This window comes from Pseudomonas sp. BP11-1-1 (assembly GCF_052112105.1).
GTDB lineage: Bacteria > Pseudomonadota > Gammaproteobacteria > Pseudomonadales > Pseudomonadaceae > Aquipseudomonas > Aquipseudomonas alvandae.
Genome location: NZ_JAUTYU010000026.1, coordinates 20,331 through 37,012, shown reverse-complemented (window position 1 = coordinate 37,012; position 16,682 = coordinate 20,331). Strand labels below are relative to the sequence as shown.

Annotated in this window: 15 protein-coding genes and 1 tRNA gene; 5 read left to right on the top strand and 11 right to left on the bottom strand. The window is 61.3% G+C overall.

What is annotated here, in order from left to right:
• Positions 1–66: 66 nt before the first annotated feature.
• A complete protein-coding gene (locus Q7C33_RS27100) occupies positions 67–591 on the top strand; it encodes an Mpo1 family 2-hydroxy fatty acid dioxygenase (RefSeq protein WP_030138489.1) in 525 nt (174 codons plus the stop codon).
• A gap of 216 nt (positions 592–807) precedes the next feature.
• On the opposite strand, the gene Q7C33_RS27095 is transcribed toward Q7C33_RS27100, so the two are convergent.
• The 5 genes from Q7C33_RS27095 to oscA all read right to left on the bottom strand — a co-directional run bounded on the left by Q7C33_RS27095 (position 808) and on the right by oscA (position 4,997).
• Entirely contained in the window at positions 808–1,797 is a 990-nt protein-coding gene (locus tag Q7C33_RS27095; protein WP_198798026.1) for a sulfate/molybdate ABC transporter ATP-binding protein, read from the bottom strand.
• 3 nt (positions 1,798–1,800) lie between these two features.
• On the bottom strand, positions 1,801–2,670 hold the full coding sequence (cysW, locus tag Q7C33_RS27090; protein WP_024618577.1) for a sulfate ABC transporter permease subunit CysW: 870 nt from the start codon (positions 2,668–2,670) through the stop codon (positions 1,801–1,803).
• Between the two features lie 13 nt (positions 2,671–2,683).
• Positions 2,684–3,502 (bottom strand): sulfate ABC transporter permease subunit CysT, encoded by an 819-nt coding sequence (gene cysT / locus Q7C33_RS27085; protein WP_013692011.1) that lies wholly within the window; start codon positions 3,500–3,502, stop codon positions 2,684–2,686.
• A gap of 155 nt (positions 3,503–3,657) precedes the next feature.
• Positions 3,658–4,671, bottom strand: a complete 1,014-nt coding sequence (locus Q7C33_RS27080; protein ID WP_407684449.1) for a sulfate ABC transporter substrate-binding protein — start codon at positions 4,669–4,671, stop codon at positions 3,658–3,660.
• A 143-nt stretch (positions 4,672–4,814) separates the two neighbouring features.
• The gene (oscA, locus tag Q7C33_RS27075; protein ID WP_030138496.1) at positions 4,815–4,997 is read right to left on the bottom strand and encodes a sulfur starvation response protein OscA; all 183 of its coding nucleotides are present in this window, start codon (positions 4,995–4,997) and stop codon (positions 4,815–4,817) included.
• A 489-nt stretch (positions 4,998–5,486) separates the two neighbouring features.
• Here oscA and Q7C33_RS27070 point away from each other — a divergent pair, with 489 nt between their 5' ends.
• On the top strand, positions 5,487–5,870 hold the full coding sequence (locus Q7C33_RS27070) for a DUF6124 family protein (RefSeq protein WP_407684448.1): 384 nt from the start codon (positions 5,487–5,489) through the stop codon (positions 5,868–5,870).
• Positions 5,871–5,946: 76 nt separating this feature from the next.
• Here the strand turns inward: Q7C33_RS27070 and dibA are convergent, their stop codons facing one another.
• Positions 5,947–7,854 (bottom strand): phosphodiesterase DibA, encoded by a 1,908-nt coding sequence (dibA, locus tag Q7C33_RS27065; RefSeq protein WP_407684447.1) that lies wholly within the window; start codon positions 7,852–7,854, stop codon positions 5,947–5,949.
• Positions 7,855–7,999: 145 nt separating this feature from the next.
• Here dibA and desA point away from each other — a divergent pair, with 145 nt between their 5' ends.
• Together desA and Q7C33_RS27055 are read left to right on the top strand one after the other, a co-directional pair.
• Positions 8,000–9,184, top strand: coding sequence for a delta-9 fatty acid desaturase DesA (gene desA / locus Q7C33_RS27060; protein WP_030142190.1), 1,185 nt, complete (start codon positions 8,000–8,002; stop codon positions 9,182–9,184).
• 333 nt (positions 9,185–9,517) lie between these two features.
• Positions 9,518–10,507, top strand: a complete 990-nt coding sequence (locus tag Q7C33_RS27055) for a GGDEF domain-containing protein (protein ID WP_030142191.1) — start codon at positions 9,518–9,520, stop codon at positions 10,505–10,507.
• A 148-nt stretch (positions 10,508–10,655) separates the two neighbouring features.
• On the opposite strand, the gene Q7C33_RS27050 is transcribed toward Q7C33_RS27055, so the two are convergent.
• From Q7C33_RS27050 to gabD, 3 genes are all read right to left on the bottom strand, one after another.
• Positions 10,656–11,870, bottom strand: a complete 1,215-nt coding sequence (locus Q7C33_RS27050; protein ID WP_407684446.1) for an HDOD domain-containing protein — start codon at positions 11,868–11,870, stop codon at positions 10,656–10,658.
• Between the two features lie 148 nt (positions 11,871–12,018).
• Positions 12,019–13,296, bottom strand: a complete 1,278-nt coding sequence (gene gabT, locus Q7C33_RS27045; protein WP_030142193.1) for a 4-aminobutyrate--2-oxoglutarate transaminase — start codon at positions 13,294–13,296, stop codon at positions 12,019–12,021.
• Between the two features lie 172 nt (positions 13,297–13,468).
• Positions 13,469–14,911 (bottom strand): NADP-dependent succinate-semialdehyde dehydrogenase, encoded by a 1,443-nt coding sequence (gene gabD, locus Q7C33_RS27040; protein ID WP_030142194.1) that lies wholly within the window; start codon positions 14,909–14,911, stop codon positions 13,469–13,471.
• A 350-nt stretch (positions 14,912–15,261) separates the two neighbouring features.
• On the opposite strand from gabD, the gene Q7C33_RS27035 reads away from it, so the two are divergent.
• Positions 15,262–15,338 (top strand) — tRNA-Arg (locus Q7C33_RS27035).
• Between the two features lie 64 nt (positions 15,339–15,402).
• On the opposite strand, the gene Q7C33_RS27030 is transcribed toward Q7C33_RS27035, so the two are convergent.
• Positions 15,403–16,020 (bottom strand): hypothetical protein, encoded by a 618-nt coding sequence (locus Q7C33_RS27030; protein WP_030142195.1) that lies wholly within the window; start codon positions 16,018–16,020, stop codon positions 15,403–15,405.
• Positions 16,017–16,589, bottom strand: a complete 573-nt coding sequence (locus Q7C33_RS27025; protein ID WP_407684445.1) for an RNA polymerase sigma factor — start codon at positions 16,587–16,589, stop codon at positions 16,017–16,019. The genes Q7C33_RS27030 and Q7C33_RS27025 overlap by 4 nt, the downstream gene beginning before the upstream one ends.
• Positions 16,590–16,682 lie beyond the last annotated feature (93 nt).

Here is a 16,682-nt window from a genome sequence, read left to right as displayed (position 1 = left end):
GGCTAGCTGACAGAGCGCCTGGTGAAACCCGATCATCATGCAGGCATCACCTCAGGAGGAACAACAATGAAAAGCCTCGTCGATCATCTCAGTCAATACGCGGCCTACCACCGCGACCCGCGCAACATCGCCAGCCACTTCATCGGTATCCCGCTGATCTTCGTCGCCGTCGCCGTGCTGCTGTCACGGCCGGGATGGCCGGTTGGCGCGATCCTGGTTTCCCCGGCGCTGCTCGTGGCCGTCGCGAGTGCCTGGTTCTACCTGCGCCTGGAACTGCGCCTGGGTGTGCTGATGACCGTGCTGCTGGGTCTCGCCGTCTGGCTGGGCCAGGTGCTCGCCGCGCAGAGCACAGCGATCTGGTTGTCCAGCGGACTGGGCATGTTCGTGGTGGGCTGGGTAATCCAGTTTGTCGGCCATTACTACGAAGGGCGCAAACCGGCGTTCGTCGATGACCTCACCGGGTTGATTGTCGGGCCGTTGTTCGTGGTGGTGGAAGCGGGCTTCCTGTTGGGACTTCGCGGTGACCTGAAACGCGCCATCGAGGAGCGCGCCGGGCCGGTGGCGTTGCGCAACCAACGTTCGGCGGCCTGAAAGCTACGCCACGCAGGTAGCGGTTAGGCTATCTCTGTGGGAGCGAGCTTGCTCGCGATTGCGCTCGGCCAGTCACCGATGTGTCAACTGCTCCACCGCCATCGCGAGCAAGCTAGCTCCCACAATGGATCTCCATATGAATACCATTATTGTGTTCACTAAAGTTCTACTGTGGGAGCGAGCCTGCTCGCGATGCTTTTGCTTGTTCTTTTGCTCTTAGAGGTTGGAAACTTTCTGCCAGACCTTCGGCTTGAAGAACAACGTCTCGCCCTTCGCCAACCCCACCAGGCTGTCGTGGTCCTTCACCACTTCGGCTTCGATCAACTCGCTCTGGCCCTCGACCTTCAAGGTCACCCGAGTGGTCGCGCCGAGCGGGCGAATGTCGCGCACTTCGGCGGCGTGATGATCTTCCAGCTCCGAGCGTGACAGCGAGACTTCGTGCGGGCGGAACAGCACATGCCGGTCCTCACCCAAATGCAGGCGGTTCGAATCACCGAGGAAGTGGTACACAAAGTCGCTGGCCGGGTTTTCGTAAACGTCGCCCGGTGAGCCGATCTGCTCAATCACGCCTTTGTTCATCACCACGATCCGGTCGGCGACTTCCATGGCTTCTTCCTGGTCGTGGGTCACGAAGACCGAGGTCAAGTTGATGTCCTCGTGCAGCCGCGCCAACCAGCGGCGCAGTTCCTTGCGGACCTTGGCGTCGAGGGCGCCGAACGGTTCGTCCAGCAGCAGCACCTTGGGCTCCACCGCCAAGGCGCGGGCCAGGGCGATACGCTGGCGCTGGCCGCCGGACAGTTGCTCCGGGTAGCGGTCGGCGAGCCAATCCAGTTGCACCATGTTCAGCAGCTCGTGGACCTTGGTCGCGATCTGGCTTTCGCTCGGGCGCTGGCCCTTGGGTTTCATGCGCAGGCCGAAGGCGACGTTGTCGAACACCGTCATGTGGCGGAACAAGGCGTAGTGCTGGAACACGAAACCGACGTTGCGATCACGCACGTCGTGGCCGGACACGTCCTCGCCGTGGAAGACGATGCTGCCCTGGTCCGGGGTTTCAAGGCCGGCGATGATCCGCAGCAAGGTGGTCTTGCCACAACCCGACGGCCCCAGCAGCGCCACCAGCTCGCCGCTCTGGATGTCCAGGCTGATCTCGTCCAGTGCCCTGAACGCGTTGAAATTCTTGCTGACGTTACGGACTTCGATCGACATGACTTATTCCTCCGCGGCGCTGGCGCGCAGGCGGTTGATTCGGTTTTCGCTCCACTGCTTGAGCAGCAGGATGAAGAGCGCCAGGATCAGCAACAGGCTCGCCACGGCGAACGCGGCCACGTGGTTGTATTCGTTGTAGAGGATCTCGACGTGCAGCGGCAGGGTGTTGGTCACCCCGCGAATGTGCCCGGAGACCACCGACACCGCGCCGAACTCACCCATGGCCCGGGCGGTACACAGCACCACGCCATAGATCAGGCCCCACTTGATGTTCGGCACGGTGACATGCCAGAACATCTGCCAGCCATTGGCGCCCAGCAGGCGCGCGGCCTCTTCTTCCTGGGTGCCTTGTTCCTGCATCAGCGGGATCAACTCACGGGCCACGAACGGCACGGTGACGAAGATCGTCGCCAGGACGATGCCCGGCAGCGCGAAGACGATCTGGATATCGTGATCCGACAGCCACGGCCCGAACAGGCCCTGGGCGCCGAACATCAGCACGTAGACCAGGCCCGCGATCACCGGCGACACCGAGAACGGCAGGTCGATCAGCGTCACCAGCATGCTCTTGCCACGGAATGAATACTTGCTCACGCACCACGCGGCACTGACGCCGAACACCAGGTTCAGCGGCACCGAGATCAGCACGGCGATCACCGTGAGCTTCAACGCCGACAGTGCATCAGGTTCGAAGATCGCGGTGAAGAACGCCCCCAGCCCGAGCTTCAGGCCCTGGGACACTACGATGAACAACGGCAGCAGCAAAAACAGCGCAAAGATCAACCAGCCGAGGCCGATCAAGACGCGCCGCGACGTCGCACTGCCGCGACGGGCGGCATTGGTGGAGGCAGCGGAAATAGACGATTGGGACATGGTTCGCGCCTCCTTATGGGGTTTCGATGCGCCGCTGCAGCAAGTTGATCAGCAGCAACAGGACGAAGGAAACCACCAGCATCAGCACGCCGATGGAAGTGGCGCCGGTGTAGTCGTATTGGTCGAGCTTGACCATGATCAGCAGCGGCAGGATCTCGGTTTTCATCGGCATGTTGCCGGCGATGAAAATCACCGAACCGTACTCGCCCACACCCCGGGCAAAGGCCAGGGCGAAGCCGGTCAACCAGGCCGGCAACAGCGCCGGCACGAGGATGTGGCGGAACACCTGCCACGGCTTCGCACCAAGGCAGGCGGCGGCTTCTTCGACTTCACGGGGAATGTCGGCCAGCACCGGCTGCACCGTGCGCACCACGAACGGCAGCGTCACGAAGGTCAGCGCCAGGGTAATGCCCAGCGGGGTGTAGGCGATCTTGAAACCCAGGTCGGTGGCGAATTGGCCAACCAGGCCGGTCGGCGCGTACAACGCCGTCAGCGCGATACCGGCCACGGCGGTGGGCAGGGCGAACGGCAGGTCGATCATCGCGTCGATGATCTTGCGGCCGGGGAAGGTGTAGCGCACCAGCACCCAGGCCAGCAACGTGCCGATCACACCGTTGATGATGGCGGCGTACAGCGCGGTGCCGAAACTGAGCTTCAGCGCAGCCAGCACCCGCGGTGCCGAGATGATCGCCCAGAACTGTTCCCAGGTGAGTTGAGCGGCGTGCACAAACATCGCCGCCAGCGGTATTAGCACAATCAGACTGAGGTACACCAGGGTGTAGCCCAGCGTCAGCCCGAAGCCGGGTATGACGGGGGATATGCGACGCGACATAAAGGTCCTTGGTTGAGAACGCACTTACCGTGGCGAGGGAGCTTGCTCCCGCTGGGCTACGAAGTAGCCCCAGAAATTCTGGGAGCGCTTCGCACTCCAGCGGGAGCAAGCTCCCTCGCCACAATGAATTACGGCCTGGATCCGACTAGCCCAGCTTACTGCGCCTGATAGATCTGGTCGAACACCCCGCCATCGTTGAAGAATTTCGGCTGGGCCGTTTTCCAGCCGCCGAAGTCCTTGTCGATGGTCACCAGTTCCACTTTCGGGAACTGCCGGGAATACTTGGCGGCCACGTCCTTGTCACGCGGGCGATAGAAGTTCTTCGCGGCGATTTCCTGGCCGGCCGGGCTGTACAGGTGCTTGAGGTACGCTTCGGCGATCTCCGCATTGCCCTTTTTCTCGGCGTTCTTGTCCACCACCGCCACCGGCGGTTCGGCGAGGATCGACAGGGACGGCACGACGATGTCGAACTTGTCGGCGCCACCCTCCTCTTTCAGCGCCAGGAAGGCTTCGTTTTCCCAGGCCAGCAACACATCACCCTGACCGTTGTTGACAAAGGTGATGGTCGAGCCACGGGCGCCGGTGTCGAGGATCGGCACGTGCTTGAACAATGCCTGCACGTATTCCTTGGCCTTGGCCTCGTCGCCGCCGTTGGCTTTCAGGCCGTAGGCCCAGGCGGCGAGGAAGTTCCAGCGAGCACCGCCAGACGTTTTCGGGTTCGGCGTGATGACCGACACATCATTCTTGATCAGGTCGCCCCAGTCCTTGATGCCTTTGGGGTTGCCCTTGCGCACCAGGAAAACGATGGTCGAAGTGTAGGGCGTGCTGGCGTCCGGCAGGCGGGTTTGCCAGTCCGCTGGCAGGGACTTGCCCAGCTTGGCGATTTCATCGATGTCACCGGCCAAGGCCAGCGTCACGACGTCGGCGCGCAGGCCATCGATCACCGCCCGGCCTTGCTTGCCCGAGCCGCCGTGGGACTGCTGGATCTTCACGCTATCGTCCGGATGGGCTTTCTTCCAGAAATTGACGAATTCGGCGTTGTAGTCCTTATACAGCTCGCGGGTCGGGTCGTAGGACACATTGAGCAGCTCGTAATCCTTGGCGACGGCGGAACCTGCAAAAACAGCACTGGCCAGGGCGGCCAAGGCATAACGGCGAATCGACGACATGGTGAAAGCTCCTGGAATTCTGGTTTTTATGGCTTCGAAATCGTTGTGGGCCTGAAAAGATCGTCCGAACGCGGCCCGAGCCTTCGGCAGCTCCTACGCCAAGCCCCCCTGTAGGAGCTGCCGAAGGGTGCAATCTTTTAATTTCAAGACGGTTTCTGACTCGGTTGTTGCAAGCGGAATTTTTCCTTGCGTTCGATCTGGACCACCTGGGCGTTGTGCACGGTGATCTCCACCGCGCCAAAGCGCAGGTCACGCAAAGCACTCTGGATCTCGCGCAAAATGGTTGCTTCGTCCTGGCCGTCAACGCTACGTAGGGATGCGCTCATGCTGCTGCTCCTTTGAATGATTGCCTGGCAGTGGGCGGCACTGCTTGCGGCGTGGGAGCAATACTAGATAAAGCGGGATATTCTTAAAAAGACTATTTAAGAATTTTTATATAACCAAAATGATGCTGGGATTTTGGCGTCCTACGACGGGCGTGATGGCGGGTCTTTTTACCTGCCATGTCGTCGGAGATTTCCTTCAATACGTGGTGCCTTTGATGAACTAGGCAGCACTGCCGAGCACCGCTAACCTCTGATCGTCATCGCAAAAAACGGTGACACGGACGTGCAAGTCCGGTACATATCGGCGCGCAACTGCTATGCCAGCGGCACATGCTCGTATTGGCGTATTTATGGCGGCTGCGCGCGGGAGACTCTCGAGGTCTGCCGGGGTCCGATATGCCCGGTCTTGCACACCCGCGCACAGCTGCCACCCCTTCGGTGCAACGAAAGGTGCCAGCACCCACTCAATTACATATCGGAAATACAATCATGGCCAAAGTAACGCCTAATCCGCCAAAAGGCGGTCACAAATCCCGCGTCGAAAAACTCGAAGAACAACGGCTCGAAGACGCCACCAACCGCGCCCTCGACTACTACCTCAAGCCCCACCCCGCCTCGCCGCCGGAACCCGACAAAGACCAGCTCTTCATCGTCTCCCCGCACATCGACACCGAAACCCTGCTCGCCAACGCCTCCGAAGACCTGCTCTCCATCAGCACCATCGCCGCCGACCTGGCCGACGACATCGACGAATCACGCCGTTGCGTCGCCCTGGCGATCAGTCGCATGGCCGATGGGGTTCAGTTGTTGGTTGAACGAGCGCTGGATCATCTGGAAACGAAGGGGGTGGCGGCGCCTGCAGCCAAGGGTTAGCGCTGTGTCATTTCGGTATTGATGTCAGCCGATCCGACGATGGCGGTGCATCAGTCAACATCAATGCCGCGGGTGATCAAGCAATCACCGGCGCCCGCTCCCAATCCAACTGCCCCGCCGCCACCGGCCGGCCAAACCAATACCCCTGCCCCAACTCACAAGCCTGGCCCAGCAGAAACGCCGCTTGCTCCTGCTGTTCTATGCCCTCGGCATGCACCTGCATGCCCATGCTATGAGCCAGGGCGATGATCACGCGGACAATCGCCACGTCGTCCTCGTCCCACGGCAACCCGGCGACAAAACCCTGGTCGATCTTGAGCTTTTGCACCGGCAAACGCTTGAGCCGCAGCAGCGATGAATACCCCGTGCCGAAGTCATCGATAGCCAAGCGCACGCCCAATTCGCGCAAGCGGTGCATCTGTTCCAGCGCCACTTCCGGATCCTCCATGACCGCGCTTTCGGTCACTTCCAGTTCCAGGAGAGCCGGATCCAGGCCAGTGTCGTGCAGTACGCGGGCGACTTGCTCGTACAATTCGCGACGGGCGAACAAGCGGCTGGACACATTGACCGCCACGAACGACAGGACCACGCCGGCCTGCTGCCATTCACACATTTGCCGGCAGGCCTGCTCCATGACCCAGGCATCGATCTGGGCGATCAGCCCCGTACGTTCGGCGATGGGAATGAACTCTGCCGGAGAAACCAGCCCACGCGTTGGATGCTCCCAACGTACGAGCGCCTCGACGCCCACCAGACGGCTGGTCGCCAAGTCGTGCACCGGTTGGTAATGCACCCGCAACTCCTCTTGCTGCAGGGCGCGTCGAAGTTCGAAAGCGACTTCGACCCGTTGCTGAGCGTGGGCGGTGAGCTCTTCGGTGTACAGGGCGTAGCCATCCCGTCCGCTGCTCTTGGCCTTGAACAGCGCCGAATCGGCGTTGCGCAACAATTGACCGGCGCTGAGGGCATCGCCGGGGAACAGGCTGATACCAATGCTGGCGTTGACAAACAGGGATTGCTCGCCGAGCTGCAACGGCTCTTTCAATGCATCGAGGATGCGCCGGGCCAACGCCGCTGCCTGCCCAGGCTGGGAGCAGTTTTCCACCAATACCGCGAATTCATCACCACCCAGCCGGGCCAGGGTGATGCCCGGCGCGAACAGGCCGAGAAAACGCTTGGCCACGCCTTTGAGCAACTCATCACCCACCGTGTGGCCCAGGCTGTCGTTGATGTTCTTGAAATGATCGAGATCCAACAGCAACAGCGCACACCCGCGCTTGTGAAGCTGCGCCGAGGCCACGGCCTGCTCGGTGCGATCGGAAAACAGCAGGCGATTGGGCAGGCCGGTCAGCGGGTCGTGATGGGCCAGGTGCGCCAGCTCATGCTCCGAATCCTTGATCGCACTGATGTCGGAAAACACCGCGACGTATTGGCTGACTTCGCCGTTGTCGTCGACGACGGCACGGATGGTCTGCCATTGCGGGTAGATTTCGCCGCTTTTGCGGCGGTTCCAGATTTCACCGCTCCATTCGCCGCGGCTGGACAACGACGCAAACATATCGCGATAGAAAGCCGGTCCGTGCCGGCCGGATTTGAACAGATTGGGTTGGCGCCCCAATACTTCGTCCCGGCCATAACCGGTGATCGCCATGAACGCCCGGTTGACGTGCACGATCAGGCCCTGGCGGTCCGTGACCAGGACCCCTTCGCGGGTGCAATCGAAGACAGCGGCGGCCTGGCGCAATCGTTCACGGTCGAGGCTGCCCTCGCCCTTGTCGAAACACCGCACGATCCGCACCCGAGCCATGAATATCAGCCCGGCGCTGACCAGCACCCAGGCATAACCGTTGATCAGTTGCCAGCGAAGCTGGTCGGCGGAATGATCGAAGAAACTGCTCAATAAATAACCAACCAGCTGCAGCCAGGCGACGGATAGCAGAAGGTAAAGCAGTGCTCCACGCATGGCAGTGCGTTGGTAGACAGTCATGCGGTCATCCATGTCCCTGTAATGTGAGGGGATTATAGAGTAAGAAACATCCTGCCACTCTTATCTGAAAGGCCGACTGGTTTTATCGGGCGAGCTGGTGATAATGCAACGGCAGTTTCTATTTTTATCGAGGGCCCTACAGCCTATGTGGTACGAAGGTTTTCTTGGCTTGTCGCCCTGGTCGCTGGTGGCAGTCACCTTGCTGATGACCCATGTGACGATCATCAGCGTCACGGTCTACCTGCACCGTTATTCGGCCCACCGTTCCCTGGAACTCAACGCCGGCCTCAAACATTTTTTCCGCTTCTGGCTGTGGCTGACCACAGCGCAGAACACCCGCGAGTGGACGGCCATCCACCGCAAGCACCACGCCAAATGCGAAACCGAGGATGACCCCCACAGCCCGGTCATCAAAGGCTTGTCCACGGTACTGCGCAAAGGCGCCGAGCTGTATCGCGCCGAGGCGCAAAACCCGGAAACCCTGCGTATCTATGGCAAGAACTGCCCGGAAGACTGGATCGAGCGCAACCTCTATAGTCGCTTCCCTTTGCTGGGCGTGGCGATCATGGGCGTCATCGACCTGCTGCTGTTCGGCACGATCGGCATCACCATCTGGGCCATCCAGATGATGTGGATCCCCGTCTGGGCCGCCGGCGTGGTCAACGGCCTGGGGCATGCCGTGGGTTACCGCAACTTCGAATGTCGCGACGCGGCGACCAACCTGGTGCCCTGGGGCATCCTGATCGGTGGCGAAGAGCTGCACAATAACCACCACACCTACCCCAATTCGGCCAAGCTGTCGGTGCGCAAATGGGAATTCGACCTGGGCTGGGCCTGGATCAAGGTCTTCAGCTTCCTGCGCCTGGCGAAGGTCCAGCGGGTCGCGCCGATCGCCCACCGTGTCGAAGGCAAGGGCCACCTGGACATGGACACCGCCATGGCGATCCTCAATAACCGTTTCCAGATCATGGCCCAGTACCGCCGGCTGGTCATCGCGCCGCTGGTCAAGCAGGAACTGGATAAAGTCGATCACTCCGTGCGCCACCAGTTTCATCGGGCCAAACGCCTGCTGTCACGGGAAACCAGCCTGCTGGACGATCGCCATCACCTGCGCATCCAGAACATGCTGGAGCACAGCCAGGCGCTGAAGGTGATCTACGAAAAACGCCTGGCCTTGCAGCAGATCTGGGTCAAGACCAGCAGCAACGGCCATGACATGCTCGCGGCCATCAAGGAATGGGTTCATGAGGCTGAAGCCAGTGGCATCCAGTCCCTGAGGGACTTTGCCGATCAGCTCAAGACCTACTCGCTGCGGCCGGCCACGGCCTGACACCAATGTGCGCGGCGGGGAGGTTGTTGTGGCGAGGGGATTCATCCCCGCTGGGCTGCGCAGCAGCCCTAAAACCTGATGGCTCGGTGTGTCAGGCTCACTCAAATTGGCTGTCTTGGGGCCGCAGCCCAGCGGGGCGGTGCGACGTTTCGCTAAATCCCCTCGCCACAGATTCAACCCCATACTTTGACTCGCTAAATCCCCCGCCCTTCGTCGCCTGAAAAGGAACTTCGCCCACAATCCCCTATCTCAAGAGCACTTCGCCATCCTGGCGGGCTTTGGAGTAAGCGCGTGCAAATCCATAGCAATGCACGTTCTTTGAGATTTGTGCCGATGGTCGACAAGAACCTACAGGATTCATCCCAGCCTCATTGGCCCGAAGCGGCCCAGACACTCATGGCGCTGATGCACGCCCAAGGCGAAGTGGCACGCCTGAGCGAGCGGGAGCAGTTGTTCAGTTCGTTGCTCGTCAGCGTCAATGCGGTGCTGTGGGCGTTCAATTGGGAAACCCGGCAGGTGCTGTATGTCAGCCCCGCCTACGAACGGATTTTCGGTCGGCCCGCGGGCCTGGTACTGGCGGACTACAACGAGTGGCGTGACGCCATCTACCCGGACGACCTGGATTACGCCGAACGCAGCCTGGCCGAAGTGTTGGTCAAGGGTGCCGTCGAAGACCGCGAATACCGGATCATCGCCGCCGATGGGCAGATTCGCTGGCTAAGCGACAAATGCTTCATCAACCGCCAAGCCGACCCGGGACAGCCGGTGATCGTTGTCGGTATCGCTGAAGACATAACCGAGAAAAAACTGCTCGAAAGCGAACTGCAGCGGCTGGCGACCACCGATGTGCTGACCCAGAGCAGCAACCGCCGGCACTTCTTCGAGTGCGCCCATCGCGAGTTCGAGCAGGCTCGGCTGCAAGGCACGCCCATGGCGTTCCTGTTGCTGGACATCGATGATTTCAAGTTGATCAACGACACCTACGGCCATCAGGAAGGCGATACGGTGCTGCAGAAAATCGCTGAAAGCGGAAGGACCGTGCTCAGGCGTGGCGACCTGTTCGGGCGGATCGGCGGCGAGGAATTTGCCGCTGTGTTTCCAGGCTGCCCACCGGACATGGCGTTGCAGGTGGCCGAGCGCCTGCAACGGGAAATCCAGCGCCTGGCGTTCCGCTGCGGGGAGCAGAACTTCGGCATCACAGTCAGCCAGGGCCTGACCGGGATCACCGCTGAAGACCAGACCCTCGATAGCTTGTTTGCCCGTGCTGACGCGGCGATGTACGAGGCCAAGCGCCAGGGTAAGAACCGTATAATCGCCGCCTGAGGCCAATCTCAGCGCAATCGAATCCGGCCATGCCGCTGATCCTTTGGGAGCGAGCTTGCTCGCGAAGGCGTCAGGTCAGTCGACATCAATATTGACTGGTACACCGCCATCGCGAGCAAGCTCGCTCCCACAGGGTTGGGCGGTGACTTTATTTACGGCGCAACCGCATCAATTCCGGCAACCCGATCTTCAGCAGACGCGCCGTGCGCCCCCGAGCGAGTTCTTCCAGGCCCTCATGGGATGGCAAATGGGCCATCTGCGCGGCCATGTTCATCACCAGCGCCTCGCGGGAATAAACCCCACCGCCCAGGCCATACACTGCCGCGATCAACTCTCGCAGCTCCAGCGGCAGCCGCCAGCGGGTGCGCAGCGCCGAGCCGAAACCGGCGCCGAACTGTTCAAGGGAATCCCCGACTTCCTCGGGCTCATCCAAATCGCCACCAGCCTGCTTCCATTCTTCCAGGCAGCGCAGCAGCGCCAGGTCGCCCAAGCGGTGCAGCAGGCCCGCGCAATAACAGCGCTCCTGCTCCAGGTCCAGCATCCGGGCGATCGTCCGGGCGTATTCGGCAGTGTGCAGCGATAACTCCCAATAACGTTCGGCATAGTCCGCCAGGCACGGAACACTCAGCCTGGCACAGCGCTTGATGGTCAAGCCGAGGATCAGGTTCATGCTCTGTCCGGTACCGAGCTGGTGCAACGCCTGGGCCACGGTCTGTACCGGGCCGCCGCCCTGATGCTGGGCAGCGCTGTTGGCCGCGGCGATCAGCACGGCGGTGATCTGCGGATCGGTGCGGATCTCTTCTTCCAGTAGCTTCAGATCCAGCCCGCCGGGATTGAGGCTGCGCTTGATCGCCACTTGCACATCGGTCATCAACGGCGCGCCTTCGGCCAGGTCCCGTCGGCGCTCAAGGAACGTGGCCAACGTCAGCCCCGGCCCCGGGGTTGGCGCGGGATTGGAAGTGTCTTCGCCGCTCAGTAGCAAGCCTTGCAAACGCTGGGTCAGGTTCTCGCGGTTCAAGGGCTTGGTCAGGTACGCCGTCGGCGCCAGCGGCAAGACCTCGCGCACGCTGGCGCCGTCGTTGCGGCGGCTCACCAGGATGAACGGCAACGCCGGTGTACGGTGCTGCTGGCGCAAGCTGCGCAAAATGCTCAGGCCATCGACACCTGGCAACTCCCAGTCGGCGATCACCAGGTCATAGGGGTTATGCGCCAGCAATTCCAGGGCCTGCCGTCCCTCGTCACAGGTGTCCACCCGGGCATCGCAACGCACGCCCGACAAGACCTGTTCAAGCAGCTCCCTGGACGCTGGATCGGCCTCGGCGATCAACACACGCGGTACAGCAGGTAAATCCACAGCAGTCATGCCGCATCGCTCCCTTGCAATACATGCACCTTAGACAATTGCGGCCGTTCCAGACAGTCCAAAAACACCGCCCCCTTTCCTCGGGCATGAAAAAACCCGCCGAAGCGGGTTTTTTGTGGATCAACGCACAGCTCAAGGCTCTTGAATATCAGAGCTCGGAGAAGCACTCTTCGATGATCGCCAGGCCTTTGTCCAGTTGCTCGTCTGGCGAAGTCAGCGGCACCAGCACCCGCAGGACGTTGCCGTAAGTGCCGCAGGACAGCAGGATCAAGCCCTTGTCACGGGCCTTGGCGACGACTTGCGCCACCGCGGCAGCGTTCGGCTTGTGGCTGTCGCCATTTTCGAACAGTTCCACGGCAATCATCGCGCCCAGGGCGCGCACTTCACCAATCACCGGGTATTTCTTCTGGATAGCCTTGAGGCCAGTTACCAGGCGCTCGCCCACGGCCTTACAGCGATCCAGCAGGTGTTCTTCTTCGAACACTTCCATCACCGCCAGCGCTGCGGCGCAAGCGATCGGGCTACCCGCGTAGGTGCCGCCCAAGCCACCCGGCGCGATGGCATCCATGTACTCGGCCTTGCCGCACACACCGGCCAGCGGGAAGCCGCCAGCGATGGATTTGGCGAAGGTGGTCAGGTCGGCGGCGACGCCCATCTGCTCCATGGCGAAGAAGGTGCCGGTACGGCCAGCGCCGGTCTGCACTTCGTCAGCGATCAGCAGGATGCCGTGCTGGTCGCACAGGGCGCGCAGGCGCTTCATGAATTCTTTCGGCGCTACATAGAAACCACCCTCGCCCTGGACTGGCTCGATGATGATGGCGGCGATGTCACGCGGCTCGGCGTCGTTCTTGAAGATGCGCTCGATGCTGGCGATGGAATCGTCGATGCTCACGCCGTGCAATTCGTTCGGGTACAGCGCGCGGAAGATACCGCCGGGCATCAGGCCCATGCCGGCCGAGTACGGCACGACTTTACCGGTCAGGCCCAAGGTCATCATGGTGCGACCGTGGTAAGCGCCGGTGAAGGCGATCACACCGGCACGGCCAGTGGCGGCGCGGGCGATTTTCACGGCGTTTTCCACGGCTTCGGAACCGGTGGTGACCAGCAGGGTTTTCTTGGCGAAATCACCAGGAACCTTGGCGTTGATTTTTTCGCACAGTTCCACGTACGGCTCGTAGGCCAGGACCTGGAAGCAGGTGTGAGTCAGCTTGTTCAACTGTGCGGTCACGGCGGCGATGATTTTCGGGTGCACGTGGCCGGTGTTCAGCACGGCGATACCGCCAGCGAAGTCGATGAACTCGCGACCCTCAACGTCGGTTACCGTGGCGTTCTTCGCCGATTCGGCGAAGATCGGGTGGATCTGGCCGACGCCACGTGGAACAGCGGCGGTACGGCGGGCCATCAAGTCAGCGTTAGTCTTGCTCATTACAGTCCTCATTCGCCGCTCATCGGTCGGCGTGGCTCAAGGAATACATGGCGGGGAGGCAACTGCGACAGCATGCGATGATCGACTGCCACAGCGTTCCGGCCACAAGAAACAGAACGGGTGAAACGCGCAAAGGGACAGCGCTCTCGTGCCCCTTGCGCTTGAAGCGGTATCAGATACCCAGGCAGAGGTATTTGATTTCCAGGTAGTCCTCGATGCCGTACTTGGAACCTTCACGGCCCAGGCCCGAAGCCTTGATGCCGCCGAACGGCGCGACTTCGTTGGAGATCAACCCGGTGTTGACGCCAACCATGCCGTATTCCAGGGCTTCGGCCACACGGAACACACGGCCCAGGTCACGGGCATAGAAGTACGAAGCCAGGCCGAACTCGGTGTCGTTGGACATCGCGATCACTTCGGCTTCGTCTTTGAAGCGGAACAGCGGCGCCAGCGGGCCGAAGGTTTCTTCCTTCGCCACGGCGGCGTTTTTCGGTACGTTGGTCAGGATGGTCGGCTCGAAGAAGTTGCCTTCCATCTGCTTGCCGCCCGCCAGCACGGTGGCGCCTTTGCTGACGGCATCGGCGATGTGTTCCTGGACCTTGGCGACGGCTTTTTCGTCGATCAACGGGCCAGTGGTGGTGCCGTCTTCCAGGCCGTTGCCGATCTTGAGCTTGGCCACTGCGGCCTTGAGTTTTTCGGCGAACGCGTCGTACACCGAATCCTGGATGTACAGGCGGTTGGCGCAGACGCAGGTCTGGCCGTTGTTGCGGTACTTGGAAATGATCGCGCCTTCGACGGCCTTATCCAGGTCGGCGTCGTCGAACACAATGAATGGCGCGTTGCCGCCCAGTTCCAGGGAGACTTTCTTGATGTCCTTGGCGCATTCGGCCATCAGCTGGCGACCGATCTCGGTCGAGCCGGTGAAGGACAGCTTGCGCACGGTCGGGTTGCTGGTCAGCTCGCCGCCGATGTCGCCGGCGCTGCCGGTGACCACGCTCAGCACGCCTTGCGGAATACCGGCACGGTGCGCCAGTTCAACCAGGGCCAGGGCCGAGAATGGCGTTTGCGAGGCGGGCTTGATGACCATGGTGCAACCGGCAGCCAGGGCCGGGCCGGCCTTGCGGGTGATCATCGCTGCCGGGAAGTTCCACGGGGTAATGGCGGCGGTCACGCCGATCGGCTGCTTGATCACGATCAGGCGCTTGTCGGGCTGGTGGCCAGGAATCACATCACCGTAGATGCGCTTGGCTTCTTCGGCGAACCATTCGATAAACGAAGCGGCGTAGACGATTTCGCCCTTGGCTTCGGCCAGCGGCTTGCCCTGCTCCAGGGTCATCAGGCGACCCAGGTCGTCCTGGTTTTCGATCAGCAATTCGTACCAGCGGCGCAGCTTGTTGGCGCGCTCTTTGGCGGTCAACGCACGCCAGGCCGGCAGCGCCTTGTCGGCGGCTTCAATCGCACGACGGGTTTCGGCAGCGCCCATCTTCGGCACCGTGCCCAATACTTCGCCCGTTGCCGGGTTGGTGACCTTGATCGTCTGACCATTGTCCGCATCGACCCAAGCGCCATCGATGAAGGCTTGCTGGCGGAACAACTGGGTGTCTTTAAGCTGCATGTCGACTTTCCTTAACAGCACCGCGCGCACGCGGAGCGAATTAGAGTTGTAGAAAGGCGCCTTATGGGCTGCCGTCAGGGAAATCATTCACCGGGCTGAAGCACAGAAATAACGCACATAAGCACAGACGTGCGGTTCAGCACCCAGACAAGAGCGTTTGAAATCTCAAACGAATCCTAGGGCCGATGGGGTTCGAGGACAATAGGCTGTTCGAAAAAAAGAACGAAAAAGCTGCATTTGCCTGTTTTTTCTGATCAGCGTAGCCAACAGCCGCGGAGCGAGGCAGAAACAAACGGCAAATCAGCAGCATGGACGCCTGCCATGCTTATGAGTATCATGGCGCCCGCGTTGCACCAGTAGCTCAGCTGGATAGAGTACTGCCCTCCGAAGGCAGGGGTCGTGGGTTCGAATCCCGCCTGGTGCACCATACATGGAAAATCGAAAAGCCCCAGTCCTCGCGGATTGGGGCTTTTTTGTTGCCTATTTTTTACTCAGCGCTGACGCAACGCCTCCAACCGCGCAGGCAAATCCTCCTTGGGAAAGCGCTTGTGCAACGCCAGCAGCTTCTCGTCAGCGGCCTTGCTGTCACCCACCTCGCGCAAACGCAGGATTTCCATCAACCCCTGTTCCAGCGACGGCAGCGCAGCCGGTGCGGCCTTGCTCATTTTCGCGGCGGGTTTTTCCAGCAGGGCCTGGTCAGCGCTTGCCGGAGCTCGGGCCAACTCGCCCTGGGGCGCCATGCGGACGATCGGCGCGGGTGCGGAGATGGCTGGCGGTGGTGCGGCGGCAACAGCAGGCTCTTGCCGGTTGGCGGAAAATTCCACGGATGCGAGTGGGGACGAATGATCCTCGGGAACGGGCGAGCGCAGCACCAGCCCGATCATCAGCGCCACACCGGCGACCGTGGCGAATGCCATCTGCCAACGTGGCCGCTGACAGGCGTGCAACCAACGCTGCCACAGGCTCGGCGCAGGCGTCGGCGCTTCACGGCGGGCAGCGGCCAGGATAAAGGCGTCCAGGGAAGGTGGCGGTTCGCCGCTGGGGTGCTGGCGGAAATGCTCGAGCAGCATTTCGTCGTCGGCATCCGGCGTGTGTTTGCGGTCGATCATGCGGGTACCTCCTCGGCCAACAGTCGGTGCAATTTCTGTTGGGCGTAACGCAAGCGGCTCTTGACCGTTTCCAGCGGGGCGCCAGTCAGCGCAGCAATTTGCGGCAACTCCAAGTCGCCGTGCAGGCGCAGCAGGAAAACCTCCCGCTGATCCTCGGGCAAGGCCTGCAAGGCGGCATCGAGCCGTGCCTGGTCGCGGCTCAAGCTCAACTGCTGCTCGGGGCTGCTGGCGTCGTCGGGCTGGACGTGCAGCTGTTCGTCATAGCTGTCATGCAACGGATTGTGGACACCGTGTTTGCGCCAGTGGTCAATCAACCGGTTGCGGGCAATCTGGAACAACCAGGTACGAAAACTCGCCCGGCCTTGTGGCTGGGTGGCGCTGCGGATCAGGCTGAGCCAAGTGTCCTGGAAGATTTCCTCCGCCAGTTCGGCCTTGTTGCTCAACAACACGAGAAAACGATAAAGCCCCTGCCGATGACGGGCATACAGGACTTCGAAAGAAGCCCCGTCGCCATTGCGGTAGCGGGCCAGCAACGCTTCGTCGCTAGGTGAATCAAGCGCTGCGGGCATGTGGGGGGCGAACTCCTTTCGATGTAGAACACGGCCTGCCGATTGTAGAGGACTCTGTGGGAGCCGGGCTTGCCCGCGAAGGCGGCGTGTCAG

Bases quoted from the DNA above. Each gene is read 5' to 3' on its own strand.
- Q7C33_RS27100 (WP_030138489.1), top strand. From the start codon at position 67: ATGAAAAGCCTCGTCGATCATCTCAGTCAATACGCGGCCTACCACCGC.
- Q7C33_RS27095 (WP_198798026.1), bottom strand. From the start codon at position 1,797: ATGTCGATCGAAGTCCGTAACGTCAGCAAGAATTTCAACGCGTTCAGG.
- cysW (WP_024618577.1), bottom strand. From the start codon at position 2,670: ATGTCCCAATCGTCTATTTCCGCTGCCTCCACCAATGCCGCCCGTCGC.
- cysT (WP_013692011.1), bottom strand. From the start codon at position 3,502: ATGTCGCGTCGCATATCCCCCGTCATACCCGGCTTCGGGCTGACGCTG.
- Q7C33_RS27080 (WP_407684449.1), bottom strand. From the start codon at position 4,671: ATGTCGTCGATTCGCCGTTATGCCTTGGCCGCCCTGGCCAGTGCTGTT.
- oscA (WP_030138496.1), bottom strand. From the start codon at position 4,997: ATGAGCGCATCCCTACGTAGCGTTGACGGCCAGGACGAAGCAACCATT.
- Q7C33_RS27070 (WP_407684448.1), top strand. From the start codon at position 5,487: ATGGCCAAAGTAACGCCTAATCCGCCAAAAGGCGGTCACAAATCCCGC.
- dibA (WP_407684447.1), bottom strand. From the start codon at position 7,854: ATGACTGTCTACCAACGCACTGCCATGCGTGGAGCACTGCTTTACCTT.
- desA (WP_030142190.1), top strand. From the start codon at position 8,000: ATGTGGTACGAAGGTTTTCTTGGCTTGTCGCCCTGGTCGCTGGTGGCA.
- Q7C33_RS27055 (WP_030142191.1), top strand. From the start codon at position 9,518: ATGGTCGACAAGAACCTACAGGATTCATCCCAGCCTCATTGGCCCGAA.
- Q7C33_RS27050 (WP_407684446.1), bottom strand. From the start codon at position 11,870: ATGACTGCTGTGGATTTACCTGCTGTACCGCGTGTGTTGATCGCCGAG.
- gabT (WP_030142193.1), bottom strand. From the start codon at position 13,296: ATGAGCAAGACTAACGCTGACTTGATGGCCCGCCGTACCGCCGCTGTT.
- gabD (WP_030142194.1), bottom strand. From the start codon at position 14,911: ATGCAGCTTAAAGACACCCAGTTGTTCCGCCAGCAAGCCTTCATCGAT.
- Q7C33_RS27030 (WP_030142195.1), bottom strand. From the start codon at position 16,020: ATGATCGACCGCAAACACACGCCGGATGCCGACGACGAAATGCTGCTC.
- Q7C33_RS27025 (WP_407684445.1), bottom strand. From the start codon at position 16,589: ATGCCCGCAGCGCTTGATTCACCTAGCGACGAAGCGTTGCTGGCCCGC.